General features: G+C 65.3%; 16 protein-coding genes. 8 read left to right on the forward strand and 8 right to left on the reverse strand.

The features are described 5' to 3' along the window. Positions 1-7: 7 nt before the first annotated feature. From AWB67_RS01540 to AWB67_RS01560, 5 genes are all read right to left on the reverse strand, one after another. A complete protein-coding gene (locus tag AWB67_RS01540; RefSeq protein ID WP_087654454.1) occupies positions 8-880 on the reverse strand; it encodes a phosphoribulokinase in 873 nt (290 codons plus the stop codon). A gap of 98 nt (positions 881-978) precedes the next feature. Beyond that, positions 979-2,058, reverse strand: coding sequence for a class 1 fructose-bisphosphatase (locus AWB67_RS01545; protein ID WP_087654455.1), 1,080 nt, complete (start codon positions 2,056-2,058; stop codon positions 979-981). 18 nt (positions 2,059-2,076) lie between these two features. Continuing rightward, positions 2,077-3,033 carry a CbbX protein gene (gene cbbX / locus AWB67_RS01550; protein ID WP_087654456.1) on the reverse strand — a complete coding sequence of 319 codons (957 nt, stop codon included), beginning with the start codon at positions 3,031-3,033 and terminating at the stop codon, positions 2,077-2,079. Positions 3,034-3,036: 3 nt separating this feature from the next. Continuing rightward, positions 3,037-3,462 (reverse strand): ribulose bisphosphate carboxylase small subunit, encoded by a 426-nt coding sequence (locus tag AWB67_RS01555; RefSeq protein WP_087654457.1) that lies wholly within the window; start codon positions 3,460-3,462, stop codon positions 3,037-3,039. 29 nt (positions 3,463-3,491) lie between these two features. Beyond that, positions 3,492-4,982, reverse strand: a complete 1,491-nt coding sequence (locus tag AWB67_RS01560; RefSeq protein ID WP_087654458.1) for a ribulose-bisphosphate carboxylase large subunit — start codon at positions 4,980-4,982, stop codon at positions 3,492-3,494. 330 nt (positions 4,983-5,312) lie between these two features. On the opposite strand from AWB67_RS01560, the gene pqqA reads away from it, so the two are divergent. From pqqA to AWB67_RS01575, 3 genes are all read left to right on the forward strand, one after another. Then, positions 5,313-5,387: a pyrroloquinoline quinone precursor peptide PqqA gene (gene pqqA, locus AWB67_RS01565; RefSeq protein ID WP_008354335.1), complete on the forward strand. Its 75-nt coding sequence runs from the start codon at positions 5,313-5,315 to the stop codon at positions 5,385-5,387. A 100-nt stretch (positions 5,388-5,487) separates the two neighbouring features. Beyond that, entirely contained in the window at positions 5,488-6,060 is a 573-nt protein-coding gene (locus tag AWB67_RS01570) for a DUF447 domain-containing protein (RefSeq protein WP_087654459.1), read from the forward strand. 19 nt (positions 6,061-6,079) lie between these two features. Next, positions 6,080-6,778, forward strand: coding sequence for a (5-formylfuran-3-yl)methyl phosphate synthase (locus AWB67_RS01575; protein ID WP_087654460.1), 699 nt, complete (start codon positions 6,080-6,082; stop codon positions 6,776-6,778). Position 6,779: 1 nt separating this feature from the next. Here the strand turns inward: AWB67_RS01575 and AWB67_RS01580 are convergent, their stop codons facing one another. Genes AWB67_RS01580 through AWB67_RS01590 form a run of 3 tightly spaced genes read right to left on the reverse strand, consistent with a single transcriptional unit; the run spans position 6,780 to position 9,568 of the window. Beyond that, the gene (locus AWB67_RS01580; protein ID WP_087654461.1) at positions 6,780-7,370 is read right to left on the reverse strand and encodes an amino acid kinase family protein; all 591 of its coding nucleotides are present in this window, start codon (positions 7,368-7,370) and stop codon (positions 6,780-6,782) included. 48 nt (positions 7,371-7,418) lie between these two features. Then, positions 7,419-8,531 (reverse strand): hydantoinase/oxoprolinase family protein, encoded by a 1,113-nt coding sequence (locus tag AWB67_RS01585; RefSeq protein WP_087654462.1) that lies wholly within the window; start codon positions 8,529-8,531, stop codon positions 7,419-7,421. Beyond that, positions 8,528-9,568: an ATP-grasp domain-containing protein gene (locus tag AWB67_RS01590; RefSeq protein WP_087654463.1), complete on the reverse strand. Its 1,041-nt coding sequence runs from the start codon at positions 9,566-9,568 to the stop codon at positions 8,528-8,530. The genes AWB67_RS01585 and AWB67_RS01590 overlap by 4 nt, the downstream gene beginning before the upstream one ends. A 248-nt stretch (positions 9,569-9,816) precedes the next feature. Here AWB67_RS01590 and AWB67_RS01595 point away from each other — a divergent pair, with 248 nt between their 5' ends. The 5 genes from AWB67_RS01595 to AWB67_RS01615 are packed head-to-tail and all read left to right on the forward strand — an operon-like array spanning position 9,817 to position 15,230. Next, positions 9,817-11,151, forward strand: coding sequence for a molybdopterin-binding domain-containing protein (locus tag AWB67_RS01595; protein WP_087654464.1), 1,335 nt, complete (start codon positions 9,817-9,819; stop codon positions 11,149-11,151). After that, on the forward strand, positions 11,148-12,830 hold the full coding sequence (locus tag AWB67_RS01600; protein ID WP_087654465.1) for a formylmethanofuran dehydrogenase subunit A: 1,683 nt from the start codon (positions 11,148-11,150) through the stop codon (positions 12,828-12,830). Before AWB67_RS01595 ends, AWB67_RS01600 begins: the two co-directional genes overlap by 4 nt. 5 nt (positions 12,831-12,835) lie before the next feature. After that, positions 12,836-13,777: a formylmethanofuran--tetrahydromethanopterin N-formyltransferase gene (gene fhcD, locus AWB67_RS01605; protein WP_200822149.1), complete on the forward strand. Its 942-nt coding sequence runs from the start codon at positions 12,836-12,838 to the stop codon at positions 13,775-13,777. Then, on the forward strand, positions 13,774-14,595 hold the full coding sequence (locus tag AWB67_RS01610) for a formylmethanofuran dehydrogenase subunit C (protein WP_087654467.1): 822 nt from the start codon (positions 13,774-13,776) through the stop codon (positions 14,593-14,595). The genes fhcD and AWB67_RS01610 overlap by 4 nt, the downstream gene beginning before the upstream one ends. Before the next feature lie 59 nt (positions 14,596-14,654). Then, the gene (locus AWB67_RS01615; protein WP_087654468.1) at positions 14,655-15,230 is read left to right on the forward strand and encodes a cytochrome b; all 576 of its coding nucleotides are present in this window, start codon (positions 14,655-14,657) and stop codon (positions 15,228-15,230) included. Positions 15,231-15,252: the final 22 nt, after the last annotated feature.

A 15,252-nucleotide genomic window follows, 5' to 3' on the forward strand; every position in this document is an offset into this window, starting at 1 on the left:
AATTGGTTCAGGCCCGCGCGCAACGGTCGCGCAGTTGCAGGATCATCGGCGTGAAGATGAGCTGCATCGCGAGTCCCATCTTTCCGCCTGGCACGACGATCACGTTCGGCCGCGACATGAACGAGTCGTGCAGCATGGTGAGGAGATACGGGAAGTCGATGCCCTTCGGCCGCGTAAAGCGGATCACGACGAAGCTCTCGTCCGGCTGCGGAATTTCGCGCGCGGTGAACGGGTTCGACGTATCCACGGTCGGCACGCGCTGGAAGTTCACATGCGTGCGCGAGAACTGCGGACAGATGTAGTTCACGTAGTCCGGCATGCGACGCAGGATCGTATCGACGACTGCTTCGTGCGAATAACCGCGCATCGTCTGGTCCCGGTGCAGCTTCTGAATCCACTCGAGATTGATGATCGGCACGACGCCGACGAGCAGGTCCGCATGACGCGCGATGTCCACGTCGCCCGTGACGGCGGCGCCGTGCAGGCCTTCGTAGAACATCAGGTCGGTGCCTTCTGCGATGTCTTCCCATGGCGTGAACGTGCCCGCGTCCTGCTTGTAGTGCGCGGCTTCGACGTCGTCGTGGATGTAGCGGCGCAGCTTGCCGGTGCCGGTTTCGCCGTAGCTCGCGAAAAGCCGTTCGAGTTCCGCAAGCAGGTTGGCTTCCGGGCCGAAGTGGCTGAAGTTGACGAGGCCGTCGCGCTCGCTTTGTTTCATCGCCTCGCGCATGCCGAGGCGGTCGTAGCGATGAAATGCATCTCCTTCGACGACCTGCGCGTTGATGCGTTCGCGCCTGAAGATGTGCGTGAAGCTCTTCATGACGGTGGTGGTGCCGGCGCCGCTGGAGCCGGTCACGGCGATGATCGGATGTTTGACTGACATGCGCTCTCCCTTGTCGACCGGTGTTAGCGCTTCAGCGCTTACTCCGGTCGCATGCAACCAAGTTGCTAGTTCAAATTTGTTCTGCGCTATTTGCAGCGTCACACCGGATCAGGCAAAAAAAGCGACCGCTCATTAAAAAGCGGCGACGTATAAGGCTTGTCCTCGCCGCGATCGTATTCCCCGTGATAACGCCCGATGCGCGCCACTTCGTTCTTCGAGCCGAGGATCACCGGCACGCGCTCATGCAGCGCGTGCGGCTTTACATCGAGGATGCGTTCGCGTCCGGTGATCGACATGCCGCCCGCCTGCTCGACGAGAAAGCTCATCGGGCTCGCTTCGTAGAGCAGGCGCAGACGTCCCTGCATCGCGGGCGTCTTGAAGTCGCGCGGATACATGAATACGCCGCCGCGCATCAGGATGCGATGCACTTCCGCGACCATCGACGCAATCCAGCGCATGTTGAAATCGCGCTGGCGGCAGCCGCTTTTGCCGTCCTTGCATTCCTGCACGTAGCGGCGCACCGGCGGCTCCCAGAAGCGTTCGTTCGATGCGTTGATCGCGAACTCGCACGAATCCTCGGGGATGCGGATATCGGAATGCGTCAGCACGAAGTTGCCGACGTCGCGTTCCAGCGTGAAGCCGTGCGTGCCGTTGCCGACGGAGAGCACGAGCATCGTCGAGGGGCCGTATATCGCATAGCCCGCGGCCACTTGCTCGCGGCCGGGGCGCAGGAAAGCCGCATCGCCCGACGTGCCATTCACGCGCAGCACGGAGAAGATCGACCCGACCACGCCGTTGATGTCGATATTCGACGATCCATCGAGCGGATCGAATGCAAGCAGATATTCACCGCGCGGATACGCGTCGGGAATCGCGTAGACGCCCTCCATTTCCTCCGACACCATGCCCGCGAGCAGGCCGTCCCACTCGCAATGCTGCAGGAATATCTCGTTGGTCGCGAGGTCGAGCTTCTTCTGCTCCTCGCCGTGCGTGTTGTGCGTCTCGGCGGACCCGTAGTTGCCGCCGAGCGCGCCCTTCGTGAGCGCGGCGGAGATGGTCTTGATCGACGCGGCCACGTCGATGAGAAGCGCCGACAAGCCGCTCGCGGATTCTGGCCCGGGCTTGCGGTCGAGCGTGTCGATGAGGAATTTCGAAAGGGTCGTTCGTCCGTCCTGCATGGCACTCTCCTGAGAGGTCTATCGAATCGGATCGGGTGGCGGCGTGCCGGATGAATCAGCGAAGATGCGGCTCGCAAGGATGTCGCTCGCGGCGATGAGCGAGAGCGCCGCGCTGTCAGTCGGCGCGCCGCCTTGCAAAGCATCGGCGAAGAGGCGGTTCGCCTGACGCAGCCGCGCGCGGTCGAGCGCATTGCGCACCGAGCGCGCGTTCGCGAAGTTCGGCTGCGCGATGCGGCGCGCGAGATAGTCTTCGAACGCATCGCGCGATGCGTGATCGAGCCGATAATGCATCGAATCGAGCATGCGTTCGGCGATCAGCAGCAGCTCGGCCGCATCGTAATCGGGGAACGTGATGTGATGCGCGATGCGTGAACGAAAGCCCGGATTGCTCTTGAAGAACGTGTCCATGCGCGACTCGTAGCCTGCAAGGATCACGACGAGATCGCCGCGCTGGTTCTCCATCGTCTGCAGCAGAATCTCGATCGCTTCCTGCCCGTAGTCGCGCTCGTTCTCCGGGCGATACAGGTAATACGCTTCATCGATGAAGAGCACGCCGCCCATCGCGCGCTTGAGCACGTCGCGCGTCTTGGGCGCCGTGTGGCCGATGTACTGGCCGACGAGATCGTCGCGCGTCACCGACACCAGATGATTGCGCCGGATATAGCCAAGCCGGTGCAGCACTTCGGCCATGCGCAGCGCAACGGTCGTCTTGCCGGTGCCGGGGTTGCCGGAGAAGCACATGTGCAGCGTCGGCGCACCGCTTGCAATGCCGATCGTTTCGCGTGCCCGCTCCACGAGCAGATGCGCGGCGATTTCGCGGATGCGCGTCTTCACGGGCACGAGGCCGACGAGGTCGCGGTCGAGTTCGGCAAGCACTTCACCGATGCCCGACTCGCGGAACAGCGCGACGAGATCGACGCTCGGCGTATCGGTTGACTCGATGACGGGCATGTCGAGGATGGCTTCGGCGGACATCGTTCATCGCTCCGTGTAGCGTTCGCCAGCAGGCCGGTCACTCGCATAGCTCTTGATCGCGTAGCGCTGCACGCGGCCTGGGCCGTCCTGGCGTTCGAGGCGGAAGCCGGGTTCCGCATCGGGACGATTGACGATGAACGAGAGGCGCATCGTTTCGAAGGTGCGCACGGAATCGAATGCGTTGACCTTGATGTAATGCTGGGGATACGTGGTGCGGCACGCGTTGACTTCCTGCAACACGCCGGCGGCATCGTGGAGATCGAACATGGGGAGGCCCCACATTTCCCAATACGTGTTCCGCGGATGCGGATCGTCGGTGAACTCTACGGAACAGGCCCAGCCTTGTGCAAGGGCATAGTCGATCTGCTTCGTGATTTCTTCGTCAGTCAGTTCCGGGAGGAAGGAGAAAGTGCCTTGGGTTATGCGCATGATCTTGGTCCTTTGGAAGGGGTTTAGCTCTAAGCCGCCGTCGGCGTCACCGCAAAGTCCGGCGTATCCGTCGACGCATAGTTGAAAGTGACATCGCGCCACGTATCGAGCGCCTGCTTCAACGGCGTGCACCACCTCGCTGCGGCCTCAAGAACCTCTGGCCCTTCATTAGCGATATCGCGTCCTTCATTCCGTGCCTTGACCATAGCCTCGAGCGCCACGCGATTCGCCACCGCGCCAGCCTGAATGCCTCCCGGATGCCCAATCGTCCCGCCACCGAACTGCAAGATGCAGTCATCGCCAAACAGATCGAGCAGCTGATGCATCTGCCCCGCATGAATGCCGCCCGATGCCACCGGCATCACCTTCCGCAGGCCGGCCCAAGGCTGATCGAAGAAAAGCCCTCGCGACAAATCGACGTCATTGCGCGCATCGCGGCACACGTTGTAGTAGCCCTGTACCGAGAGCGGATCGCCTTCGAGCTTGCCGACTGCCGTCCCCGCATGCGCATGATCGACGCCGGCCATCCGCAGCCACTTCGCAATCACGCGAAACGAGATGCCGTGATTGCGCTGCCGCGTATAAGTCCCATGCCCCGCACGATGCAGATGCAGGATCATGTCGTTGCGGCGCGCCCACTTCGACATCGACTGGATCGCCGTCCATCCCACCACGAGGTCGATCATCACGATGCACGAGCCAAGCTCCTTGGCGAATTCGGCGCGCTCGTACATGTCCTCCATCGTGCCGGCCGTCACGTTCAGGTAGTGGCCCTTCACTTCGCCCGTCTCGGCCTGCGCGCGGGCCACGGCTTCCATCGCGAAGAGAAAGCGGTCGCGCCAGTGCATGAACGCCTGCGAGTTGATGTTCTCGTCGTCCTTCAGGAAATCGAGGCCGCCCTTCAGGCCTTCATATACGACGCGTCCGTAGTTCTTCCCCGAAAGTCCGAGCTTCGGCTTGACCGTGGCGCCAAGCAGCGGCCGGCCGTATTTATCGAGCCGTTCGCGCTCGACGATGATTCCTGTCGGCGGTCCCTGGAACGTCTTCAAATACGCGACCGGTATGCGCATGTCTTCGAGCCTCAACGCCTTGAGTGGCTTGAACCCGAACACGTTGCCGATGATCGATGCCGTCAGGTTCGCGACCGACCCCTCTTCGAAGAGATCGAGCTCATACGCGATGTAAGCGAAATACTGCGGCTCGCCCGTGGCGGAGGCAGGCACCGGCTCCACGCGATACGCCTTCGCGCGGTACATGTCGCAAGCGGTCAGGCGGTCGGTCCAGACCACGGTCCACGTCGCCGTCGACGATTCGCCCGCCACCGCCGCAGCCGCTTCCTCCGGCTCGACGCCGGGCTGCGGCGTGATGCGAAAGAGCGCGATGACATCGGTGTCCTTCGGCGTGTAGTCGGGCTGCCAGTAGCCCATCTCGCGATACTTCATGACGCCTGCCGCATACCGCGAACGCGGGTCTTGCGGGTTGCGCACTGCTTCGACGGCGGCTTTGCTGAAGTCGTTCATTGCGGTTCCTCGAGAGTGGTCGGCGGTTGCGTCAGGCAGTGAGTGCCTGCGCTGAGACCTCAGAGTAGTTGCCGTCTCTCTCGAAGAGAATTCACGAATTACTTGTGCAGACTTAAACGATCCTTTTAGCGCGGGTAATTGCCTAGGATGCAGTGGAACACTTTGCTGCGTTTTCGCGACACTCATTCATGAAACTGTGCGGCCGTTCCATTCCTTATACGTGCTCAAGAGCGTGGCATGAGCCTTGCGTACTGACCGATGCCGGCGCGTTTCGAAAGAAGTCGAAAGAAGCGCAAGGGCACGGTTGAACCACCAACGAGGAGGACGTGTATGCAATGGACCACCCCTAGCTTCACCGATATGCGTTTTGGTTTTGAAATCACGATGTATATCGCCACCCGTTAATCCCGCACGAGCCGCGATGAGCGGCTGCCGTGCGGGACCGTTGTTCTGGTAGTACAACCTGCCGGCTCAGAGCCAGTCGCCAAGACCAGCGTTCCCCGCCATGATTTTCGAAACGATCGTCACGACCGCGGCGCGCGATGGCCGGCCCCACATCGCACCGATGGGCGTCCGCTTCGAGGACGACATCGCCATCCTCGCGCCCTTTCGTCCTTCGACGACGCTCGACAACATCCTCGCCACCCGCGCCGCCGTGGTCAACTTCACGACCGACGTCCGCGTCTTCGCGGGCTGCGTGACCGGCGCGTCGCGCGAATGGCCGACGCTGCCCGCAAGCCGCGTCGAAAGCGTGCGGCTCGAAGGATCGCTTGCGCACGTTGAGCTGCGCCTCGACGAATTGCTCGATGACGAGGCGCGTCCCGTGCTTCATATGAAATGCGTGCATCGCGAGACGCATGCGCCGTTTGCAGGCTTCAATCGCGCGCAATCTGCCGTCGTGGAAGGCGCGATTCTCGTGAGCCGGCTTTTCATGCTGCCGCCCGAAAAAGTGGACAGCGAGATGGCGTACCTTCAGATCGCCATCGACAAGACCGCCGGCGACGTCGAGCGCATCGCCTGGACCTGGCTCAACGAAGCCATCGCAAAGTTTCGCAGCGACCCTTCCCACCCGCAGTAACCGCCGTAACGGAGACACCATGACCGCCCTGCTCGCGAGCGTCCGCTCGTCCGCTGAAGCGCTCGACGCCGCGCATGCCGGCGCCGAGCTGATCGACCTGAAGGAGCCGGGCGCGGGCGCGCTGGGCGGCGTGGCACTCGATGAAATCGGCCGCATCGTACGCGCGTTGCGGGCGCAGTATCCGGTGAAGCCGATCAGCGCGACGATCGGCGACCTGCCGACCAATGCCTTCGACGAAATCGCCGCGCGCGTGATCGACGTGAGCCAGGCGGGCGTGGATTACGTTAAGGTCGGCGTGAATCCCGGGCCGGACGCGGCGCGCTGTCTCGCGTTGCTCGCGAGCCTGCCGGCGTCGGTGGTGCCGGTACTGCTGTCGGATGACGGCGCGGACGCGGAACTCGCCGCGCTCGCGGGAAGGCTGGGCTTCGCGGGCATCGTCTTCGATACGGCAAACAAGGACGGCCGCACGCTCTTCGATTGCGTCGATGCGCCGACGCTCGCGCGCTGCCTCGGCGCGGCGGGTGCGCGCGGATCAATGACGTGCGTGGCGGGTTCGCTGGGCTGGGCGCAGCTCGCGCAGATTCGCGCGCTGGCGCCGGATATCGCGGGCTTTCGCACGGCGCTCTGCGATGAAGCCGAAGGGCGCGCGGGACGGCTCGATCCGAAGCGCGTGGCGCTTTGGGCCGACGCGCTACATCACGCAACCCACGCAGCTTGAATCAAACCACCGGCACGTTCAGCAAGCGGTCGCGCATCAGCCCAATATCGTCCTTGCTGAACAACTCGACGACGTAGTTCGCGTCCTTCACATGACTCACGAACCGTGCGTCGATCACGCCGCTCGCCGCAAGCGTTTCGAGCGGCGCGCCGGCATCGACGGGACATGACTTCACGACCATCAGGCGCTCGGCGTTGAGCGTCGTGGAGAGCATTGCGGCGAGGCTGTCGGAGGTGGTGTCCCAGTTGGTGGTGGAATCGGGCGTGACGCGCATGAGGCCGGTCGGCACCCACACGGCGACCTGACCGTCGCGCAACGCGCCGCGGATCCGTTCTTCGCTCGATGCGAGCACGAGCTCAGGCAGCACGCCCTGCATGAGGATCGCGTATTGCGCCATCGCGAGCAGACACATGTTGTGGGCGGCGAGGTCGTCGAAACGCCATTCGATCTGATACTGCCGCACCGCGTCCGCGAAATCGCCGCCGCCCGGCACGATCACCACCCGTCCGCCGCCCACTTCCCAAAGCTGCGTCAGCCACTCGCGCAGCGCCGGGTCGTGACTCAGGCTGCCCCCGATCTTCACCACCCACATGACGTGTCCTCGTTCGTTTGACTGCCGTGTCCGCTTTTGCCCGCTTGCTCATGCGGCCATCGTTTCCCCTGCGCCGGGCCGTTCCGCCGATGTCGCCGATGCCGCGAGCAATCCCACAGCGACACTCGGCGCGCACGTCGCGACCCATTCGCCCAACTCCGCGTCGGTGTCCGCGCCCACCAGCATCGCGAAATCGACATAGCTGCGGGCGTCCTGCCGCGCGAGCGCCGCCGCGAGAAACCGGCCGCATCCCGCGCCGACGATCGGCGCCGTCGCGAGCGCCGGATGCGCCGCGCACACGAGCGCCACGCTCGCGCCGATCGTGCGCAACTGCTCGCGGCGCCACTCGTCCGCGAAGGAGCGCCATTCGACATCGGTCGCATCGGCGGCATCGCGGCCGATCATCCGGGCGATGCGCGCGCGGCTCGCGGGCTTGGTCTTCGGGCCGTTGTCGGCGCTCGGATGCTGGTCGTGCGGCGGCCACAGCTCATCCGTCAGACGATACACGTCCGCGCTCGTCGCGAACCATTCGTTCATCACGCCCGTCGTCTCGCCGCGAAAAGCGATGCGATGCGCGATCCCGCAGAGCGGCGTGCGCACCACGCCCTGATACACGAGTTCGCCGGTCGCGAGCCGCTCGGCGTCGTTCGATCCGCGCGCCGCGACGCCGCCGCCGACGATCGGCACGATGTCCGTCGTGGTGCTGCCGATGTCGATGAAGAGCGCATCTCGCACGCGCGTTGCGACCCAGCGGGCGCTCGCGTGCCAGTTCGCCGAGGCGACCTTGCGCCAGCCGTCCGCGCATGCCGAGCGCGCGAGCCAGCCCGACGCGCCCGCGTAGAACAGCGTGCGCGGACCGAGCCGCTGCGCGAGCGTGCTTGCGAGGACGCGCACGCCCTCGGCGCGATCGGCGAAGAGATCGACCATTTCGCCCGTCATCGTGACCGCGTGGCGCGCGGCGGGCTCGCTCGCGCGCGGCCAGCGCTCGAACACGGCGTCGAGCGCGCGCTCCAGATGCGAGAGTCCCTGCCACAGCGGACACGCCCATTGCGCGACATCGGCGAGCACGCCCGCGCGATTCGCCATCGACACCTTCACGTGCGCCCCGCCGACGTCCCAGCCGAAGACCGGTGCATCGGCCGCCAGCCGCGCTTCGCTCATGACAAGCCTCCGAACGCCCGAAAACGCGGCTGCGCCTCGCTCTCGAAACCCGCGACGCCGTGCGCGGCCAGCAAATCGCGCGCGAGGTTGCGCTTCAGCCGCGCCGACTGCCCGGCGTAAGCCACGGTCAGCCGCGGATTGACCTCGATCACGACCGGTCCGCGCTCGGGATGCCAAACGAGATCGATGCCGACGAAGCCGCGCAGCCCCGGCAGCGCCGCGACGACGCGTTGCGCGAGTGCGTCGAGCGTGCGGCCCTGCACGCTGCGCCGGTCGATTCGGTCGATATCCACGCCGCTGAATTCGACGACGCGCTCATGATGCCCGTCGGCCGCTTCGTCGGGCAGGCCGATCCGCTGGCGGTTGATGCTCAGGAGCTCGGGTCCACGCGGGCCGCAGATCAGCGAAAGGCTGAGCGGCTCGCCCTCGATCCAGCGCTGAAGCACCGGATTGCGCCCCGCCGCCGCGCGCGCATCGTATTCGGCGGACGCGTGGGCGAGGTCGTCGTAGACGTAGGTGTCGAGGCCGCCCGCACCGTCGTCGGGCTTGACGACCCAGCGCGCGCCCGGCGGCGCATCGTCGCCGTGCGGCTCCAATGCGGGCGTCGCCGCGATGCCGCGCGCCGCGAGGCACGCGGCCGTCGCGCCCTTGCTCGACGTGACGCGGATCGACTCCTTCGCGCAGCCGAGCCAGCGCGCTGCGCCGACGGCATCGTAAAGACGCAGCAGCAGGCCGTCGCATTCCGGCGCGACGATCCACGCGTAGTCGTGCTCGCGGGCGACGCGCGCGACGAAGCGCGTCATCGGCTCGTTCGGTTCGGCGACGTAGTGCGCGTGGTTCGCGTCGACTTTTTCGAAACGCGAGCTCGCGAACGAGACCTCCACGGCGTCGATGTCATGCAGGTCCGCGACGAGCGCATCGCGCATCACGCGGCCCTCGACGATCAGCGCGCTCAGGTCCGCGAGGCTGCCCGCGCCCGCTAATTCGGGGTCGATGCCGCCACCGGTCAAATACTCGAATACGAAGATTTTGGTCAAGAGAAGTTCGCCATCGGAGATGCTGCAGGTTTATCGGTCACTGGCGGCTCACACAATATCCGTGCCAAGTGGTGCGGCGCGTCATGGCTGTCATGCGACTGCAAGGCGGTGTTGCAGCGCGTGTCCGTCGAGTGACACTGTGTTCCAGAACAACGCACAACCTGTGCGGCTTTTCGTATGAATGGTCGTTCGTGTCGCGCAATGACAGCCTTTTCCATATCGGCACGGACCTTGCTCGAAGGGGCGCCATGCATGATCCGTCATCCCTCTCGTCGAGTGTCGCCCACTCGGGCGCCGCTGTTGCGCCCGCGTCGCCTGTTTCATCCGCCTCGACGCGCGGTTCAACCACCGGAGACTGGACCTGCCCGTTCTGTCCGCTACTATGCGACGACATCTCGATAGACTTGCACGACGACGACAGCCTCGCCGCACCGGGCACCGACTGCCCGCGTCTCGCGCGCTCGATTGCGCGCTTCGGCGCCGGGGATGCAACCTGCCCGCCGATGATCGACGGCGCGACCACCGATCAAGAGTCGGCGCTCGCGCGTGCCGCGGAGATCCTGTCGCGCGCGCGGCGGCCCTTGTTCGGCGGCCTCGCGACCGACGTAGCCGGCGCCCGCGCACTGTATGAGCTGGCCGCGCGTTGCGGGGCGATTGTCGATCACCTGCACGGCGACGCGCTCGCGGCATCGACGCTCGCGCTCCAGGATCGCGGCTCGTTCTTCACGACGCTCTCCGAAGTGCGCTCGCGCGCCGATCTGCTGGTCGTGTTCGGCTGCGAGCCGTCGCGGCAATATCCGCGTTTTTATGAGCGCTCGCTCGGCGGGATCGAGCGTTCCGTTTCGCTGAGCTTTCTCGCGTGCGAAGTCGATCCGGCTGCGCGCTCGCTGCCAACGGCGAGTGTCGCGTCAGTGCTCGAAGACGCCGATCCGTTCGATCTCCTCGGTCAGTGGTCCGCGCTTTTGGACGGACGCGCCGTCGGCAACGACGCGCTCGCGGCGCTTGCGGATCGCGTGGCCGCCGCGCGCTACACGGTGTTCGTCTACGAACCTTCGGCGCTGCCGGGGCCGCATGCCGCTTTGTTGATCGAAGCGCTGAACCGCATCGTCAAGGCCGTGAACCGCACGACGCGCGCGGGCAGTCTCGCGCTCACCGGCGACGACGGCGCGCTTACCGTCAACCACGCGGTAACGTGGCTCTCGGGCTTTCCGCTGCGGACGCATGTGTCGATGACGGCGCCGCTCGATCACGATCCATACCGCTATCGCACGGCCACGCTCCTCGCGGATGGCGAAGCCGACGCGCTGCTATGGATCGCGAGCTTCGGACCGGAGCCGCTGCCTTCGTCGCTTCCCGACGACGTGCCCGCGATCGTGCTCGGCCATCCTGCGCTTGCCCAATCGATGGCCAAGCGCACTGCGCCCACCGTGTTCATCCCCGTGGCGACGCCCGGCATCGACAGCGGCGGGCATCTGTTTCGCATCGACGCGACGGTGGTCGCGCCCTTGCGCGCCGCGCGCAACGTTGCGTTGCCGACGGTCGCATCGATAGCCGAAGCGCTCGGCAAAAGGAGTCAGCGATGAGCCTTGCGCGGCTCAGGGGCGGCATCGTCTACGATCCCGCGAACGGCGTGAACGGCGAGCGCCGCGACGTGTATTTCCGCGACGGCCGCATCGTCGACAACGCGCAGAACGCACCCGTCGACGACGATTACGACGCCACCGGCATGATCGTGATGGCGGGCGGCATCGACCTGCATTCGCACATCGGCGGCGGAAAGACCAATCTCTCGCGCTTGCTACTGCCTGAAGATCATCGCAACGATCCCGCGCGCGAACGCGAGTCCGAAGGCAGCTATCTGCGGCTGCCGTCGTGCGGCGTCTGCACGCCGGGCACGCTCGCCACCGGCTACCGCTACGCCGAAATGGGCTACACGGCCGCCTTCGAGCCCGCGATGATGCCGTCCAACGCACGCCACACGCACCTCGAAATGGGCGACACGCCGATCATCGATCACGGCGCGTACGTCATGCTCGGCAACGACGAACTGCTGCTGCAGATGCTCGCCGCGCGCGACGGCTTCGAGCGGCTGCGCGACTACGTCGGCTGGACGATCAACGCGAGCAAGGCGCTCGGCGTGAAGGTGGTGAACCCCGGCGGCATCTCGGCGTTCAAGTTCAACCAGCGCTCGCTCGACGTGGACGAAGCGCATGTGCACTACGGCATCACGCCGCGTGACGTGCTGCGCACGTTGTCGCGTGCGCTGACCGAGTTGCGCGTGCCGCATCCGTTGCACGTTCACGCGAGCAACCTCGGCGTGCCCGGCAACATCGACTCGACGGTCGCGACGATGGACGCCGCCGACGGCCTGCCGATCCACCTCACGCATATCCAGTTCCACAGCTACGGCGTGGAAGGCCCGCGCAAGTTTTCATCCGGCGCGCGCACGATCGCCGAGGCGGTGAACGCGCGGCCGAACGTCTCGATCGATGTCGGGCAGATCATCTTCGGGCAGACCGTGACCGCGTCCGGCGACACGATGATGCAGTTCAAGAACGCACCGCTCGGCACGCCGCGCAAGTGGATCGTCGGCGATATCGAATGCGATGCGGGCTGCGGCGTCGTGCCGTTCCGCTATCGGGAGCAGAGTTACGTGAACGCGCTGCAATGGATCATCGGGCTCGAAATCTTCCTGCTCGTCGACGATCCGTGGCGCGTCTCGATGACGACCGATCATCCGAACGGCGGCCCGTTCACGAGTTATCCGCATCTGATTCGGCTGCTGATGGACAAGACGTTTCGCGACGAACAGCTCGACCGCCTGCATCCTGAGGCGAAGGTCGCGAGCGCGCTGCCTGAATTGAAGCGCGAACTGTCACTCTACGAGATCGCGATCATCACGCGCGCCGGTCCCGCGCGCCTGCTCGGCCTCAAGGATCGCGGGCAGTTGGGCGCGGGCGCGGCGGCAGATATCGCGGTGTATCGCGACGAGCCGGATCGCGAGCGCATGTTCACATCGCCCGCTTACGTGTTCAAGGACGGGCAACTCGTCGCGCGCGACGGGACGCTCGTCGCCACGCCCACAGGCGGCATCCACTTCGTATCGCCCGACTTCGATCGCGGCATCGAGAAGACGCTGCGCGCCTACAGCGACGCGAATCTCACCGGCAACTTCGCGCACGCCGCAATCAGCGACGACGAAATCTGCGCGTGCTGCCGGGGCGGCCGTCTGCTGCCGGTCGAATGCCTGACGACGACATGAGCGCCATGCAGATCAACGGCACGCTCATCGACGACACCTTCGCGGAAGCCTTTGCGATGAAGGCGACGCGCCTCGTCATCACCGCGCACACGCCGAAGTGGGCGCGCAACGCGGCGCTCTCGCTGACGGGCTTCGCGACCTCCGTGATCGATTGCGGCTGCGAGGCGGGCATCGAACGCGATCTTTCCGCCGATGAAACGCCCGACGGACGGCCCGGCATTGCGGTTCTGATGTTCGCGGTATCGTCGAAGGAATTGGCAAAGCAGGTCATCCGGCGCGTCGGCCAGTGCGTGCTCACATGCCCGACGACGGCGGTCTTCAGCGGCATCGACCCGGCGACGAGCCGCGCGCCACTTTCCGACAACGCGCCGCTCGGTGGCGGCCTGCGCTTCTTCGGCGACGGCTGGCAGATCTCGAAGATGATCGGCGACACGCGCTACTGGCGCGTCCCGGTGATGGACGGCGAGTTCCTCTGCGAGGAAAGCACGGTCACGGTGAAGGCGGTCGGCGGCGGCAACCTGCTCTTTCTCGCGACAGGCATCGACGCCGCGCTCGCCGCCGCCGAAGCCGCCGTCACCGCGATGCACGCGCTGCCGAACGTGATCACGCCGTTTCCGGGCGGCGTCGTGCGCTCGGGGTCGAAGATCGGCTCCAAGTACAAAGGCGCGACGGCTTCGACCAACGACGCGTTCTGCCCGACGCTCATCGGCTTGTCGCGCAAGAGTGAGTTGACGGCGGACGTCGCGTGCGTGCTGGAAATCGTGATCGACGGCCTCACCGACGCCGACGTCGGCGCCGCGATGACAGCGGGCATCTCGGCCGCGTGCGAACTTGGGCGCGCGGCGGGCGTGCTGCGCATTTCGGCAGGCAACTACGGCGGCAAGCTCGGGCCGTATCACTTTCATCTGCGCGAGTTGGCGGCCGGTGTCAGCGGGGGACGAGGATGAGCACGACCACGCTGCGGGTAAAAAATGCGCCCGGCTTTCGCGTCGATGCGTCGAAATTGCTGCCTGCGGCACTTGCTGCGCTATCGACTGACGATATCGCGCGACTGCGTCTTTCCGCAGGCAACGAAACGTGCGAAGCCGGTGATCTCTTCGACATCACGCGCTCGGATGGCGATGCCCTGGTGCTCATCATCGGAGGCGAAACTCGCTGGCTCGACCGCATCGGCGCGCAGATGGCCGAAGGTCGGCTTACCGTGCAGGGCATGGGCGGCGACTACGCGGGCCTTGGCATGTCGGGCGGCGAGTTGCACATCGATGGCGACGCGGGACGCTTCACCGGCTGCGAAATGCGCGGCGGACGGCTGACCATCGCCGGCAACTCGGGCGATTTCGCTGCCGGCGCCCTGCCCGGCGACATGGAAGGCATGACGGGCGGCACGCTTACGATCCACGGCCACGCTGGCGCGCGTCTTGCGGACAGAATGCGGCGGGGCCTCGTAATCGTGGGCGGCGATGCGGGCGATTTCGCGGCATCGCGGATCGTCGCGGGGACGGTCTGCGTGGCGGGGTGCGTCGGCGCACACTATGCGTACGGGATGCGGCGCGGCACGCTGCTGCTCGCGCGCGAACCAGACCACTTGCCGCCGACGTTCGTAGCAGGCGGCCACGGCTTTCAGGTCTTCTGGTCGCTGCTGGTTCGCTCGCTTGCACGCGAAATCGCACCCTTCTCGACGCTCGACACTCACGCGCTCCCTCGCCGCCACGCGGGCGATCTGGCGGTGGACGGACGAGGGGAATTGCTGATCGCGCAAAGCTAGCGGCGGGAGAAGAATGGAACAGGCGTCAGATTTAAGGACCCCCTTCAAAGGAGCCTGACATGAATGCTGCGCAGTCGCCCGACGCGATCCGCAATGCGCGGGAACGCCCCGCGCCGGGAACGCGCTTCGCGCTGCCGCTGATCGTGCTGCACTGGCTGATCGCGCTTTGCATCATCGCCATGCTCGGCATCGGCTTGTACATGGTCGGGCTGCCGAAGGGACTGCCCTTCAAGGCGACGGTAATCAACTTCCACAAGTCGCTGGGACTGACGGTTTTCCTGCTGGTGCTGATCCGCATCATGGTACGCATGGCTTACGGTGGACCGCCTCTGCCGCCGATGCAAACGTGGCAACGCGCCGCCGCGAGCACTACGCAGGCTCTTTTATATGTGTGTATGGTCGGTATGCCGTTGACCGGGTATCTCGGATCGTCATTCAACAAGTACGGGACGCGCTTTTGGGGAATCGATTTGCCTAAATGGGGCTGGGAAGATGCACAGTTGCGGCACCTGTTCTTTACCGCGCACGAGGTGATCGCCTGGACGATGATCGTGCTGATCGCGTTGCATTTCGCTGGCGCGATGAAGCATCAGTTCATCGATCGCGATGGGCTTTTGCGAAGGATGCTGCCATGAACGTTTCGCTCGAGCACGACAA

Origin of the sequence: Caballeronia terrestris, assembly GCF_001544515.1 — a bacterium.
Lineage (GTDB): Bacteria > Pseudomonadota > Gammaproteobacteria > Burkholderiales > Burkholderiaceae > Caballeronia > Caballeronia terrestris.

Bases quoted from the DNA above. Each gene is read 5' to 3' on its own strand.
- AWB67_RS01575 (WP_087654460.1), top strand. From the start codon at position 6,080: ATGACCGCCCTGCTCGCGAGCGTCCGCTCGTCCGCTGAAGCGCTCGAC.
- AWB67_RS01595 (WP_087654464.1), top strand. From the start codon at position 9,817: ATGCATGATCCGTCATCCCTCTCGTCGAGTGTCGCCCACTCGGGCGCC.
- cbbX (WP_087654456.1), bottom strand. From the start codon at position 3,033: ATGTCCGCCGAAGCCATCCTCGACATGCCCGTCATCGAGTCAACCGAT.
- AWB67_RS01560 (WP_087654458.1), bottom strand. From the start codon at position 4,982: ATGAACGACTTCAGCAAAGCCGCCGTCGAAGCAGTGCGCAACCCGCAA.
- AWB67_RS01555 (WP_087654457.1), bottom strand. From the start codon at position 3,462: ATGCGCATAACCCAAGGCACTTTCTCCTTCCTCCCGGAACTGACTGAC.
- AWB67_RS01585 (WP_087654462.1), bottom strand. From the start codon at position 8,531: ATGAGCGAAGCGCGGCTGGCGGCCGATGCACCGGTCTTCGGCTGGGAC.
- AWB67_RS01545 (WP_087654455.1), bottom strand. From the start codon at position 2,058: ATGCAGGACGGACGAACGACCCTTTCGAAATTCCTCATCGACACGCTC.
- AWB67_RS01580 (WP_087654461.1), bottom strand. From the start codon at position 7,370: ATGTGGGTGGTGAAGATCGGGGGCAGCCTGAGTCACGACCCGGCGCTG.
- AWB67_RS01570 (WP_087654459.1), top strand. From the start codon at position 5,488: ATGATTTTCGAAACGATCGTCACGACCGCGGCGCGCGATGGCCGGCCC.
- AWB67_RS01540 (WP_087654454.1), bottom strand. From the start codon at position 880: ATGTCAGTCAAACATCCGATCATCGCCGTGACCGGCTCCAGCGGCGCC.
- fhcD (WP_200822149.1), top strand. From the start codon at position 12,836: ATGCAGATCAACGGCACGCTCATCGACGACACCTTCGCGGAAGCCTTT.
- AWB67_RS01615 (WP_087654468.1), top strand. From the start codon at position 14,655: ATGAATGCTGCGCAGTCGCCCGACGCGATCCGCAATGCGCGGGAACGC.
- AWB67_RS01600 (WP_087654465.1), top strand. From the start codon at position 11,148: ATGAGCCTTGCGCGGCTCAGGGGCGGCATCGTCTACGATCCCGCGAAC.
- AWB67_RS01610 (WP_087654467.1), top strand. From the start codon at position 13,774: ATGAGCACGACCACGCTGCGGGTAAAAAATGCGCCCGGCTTTCGCGTC.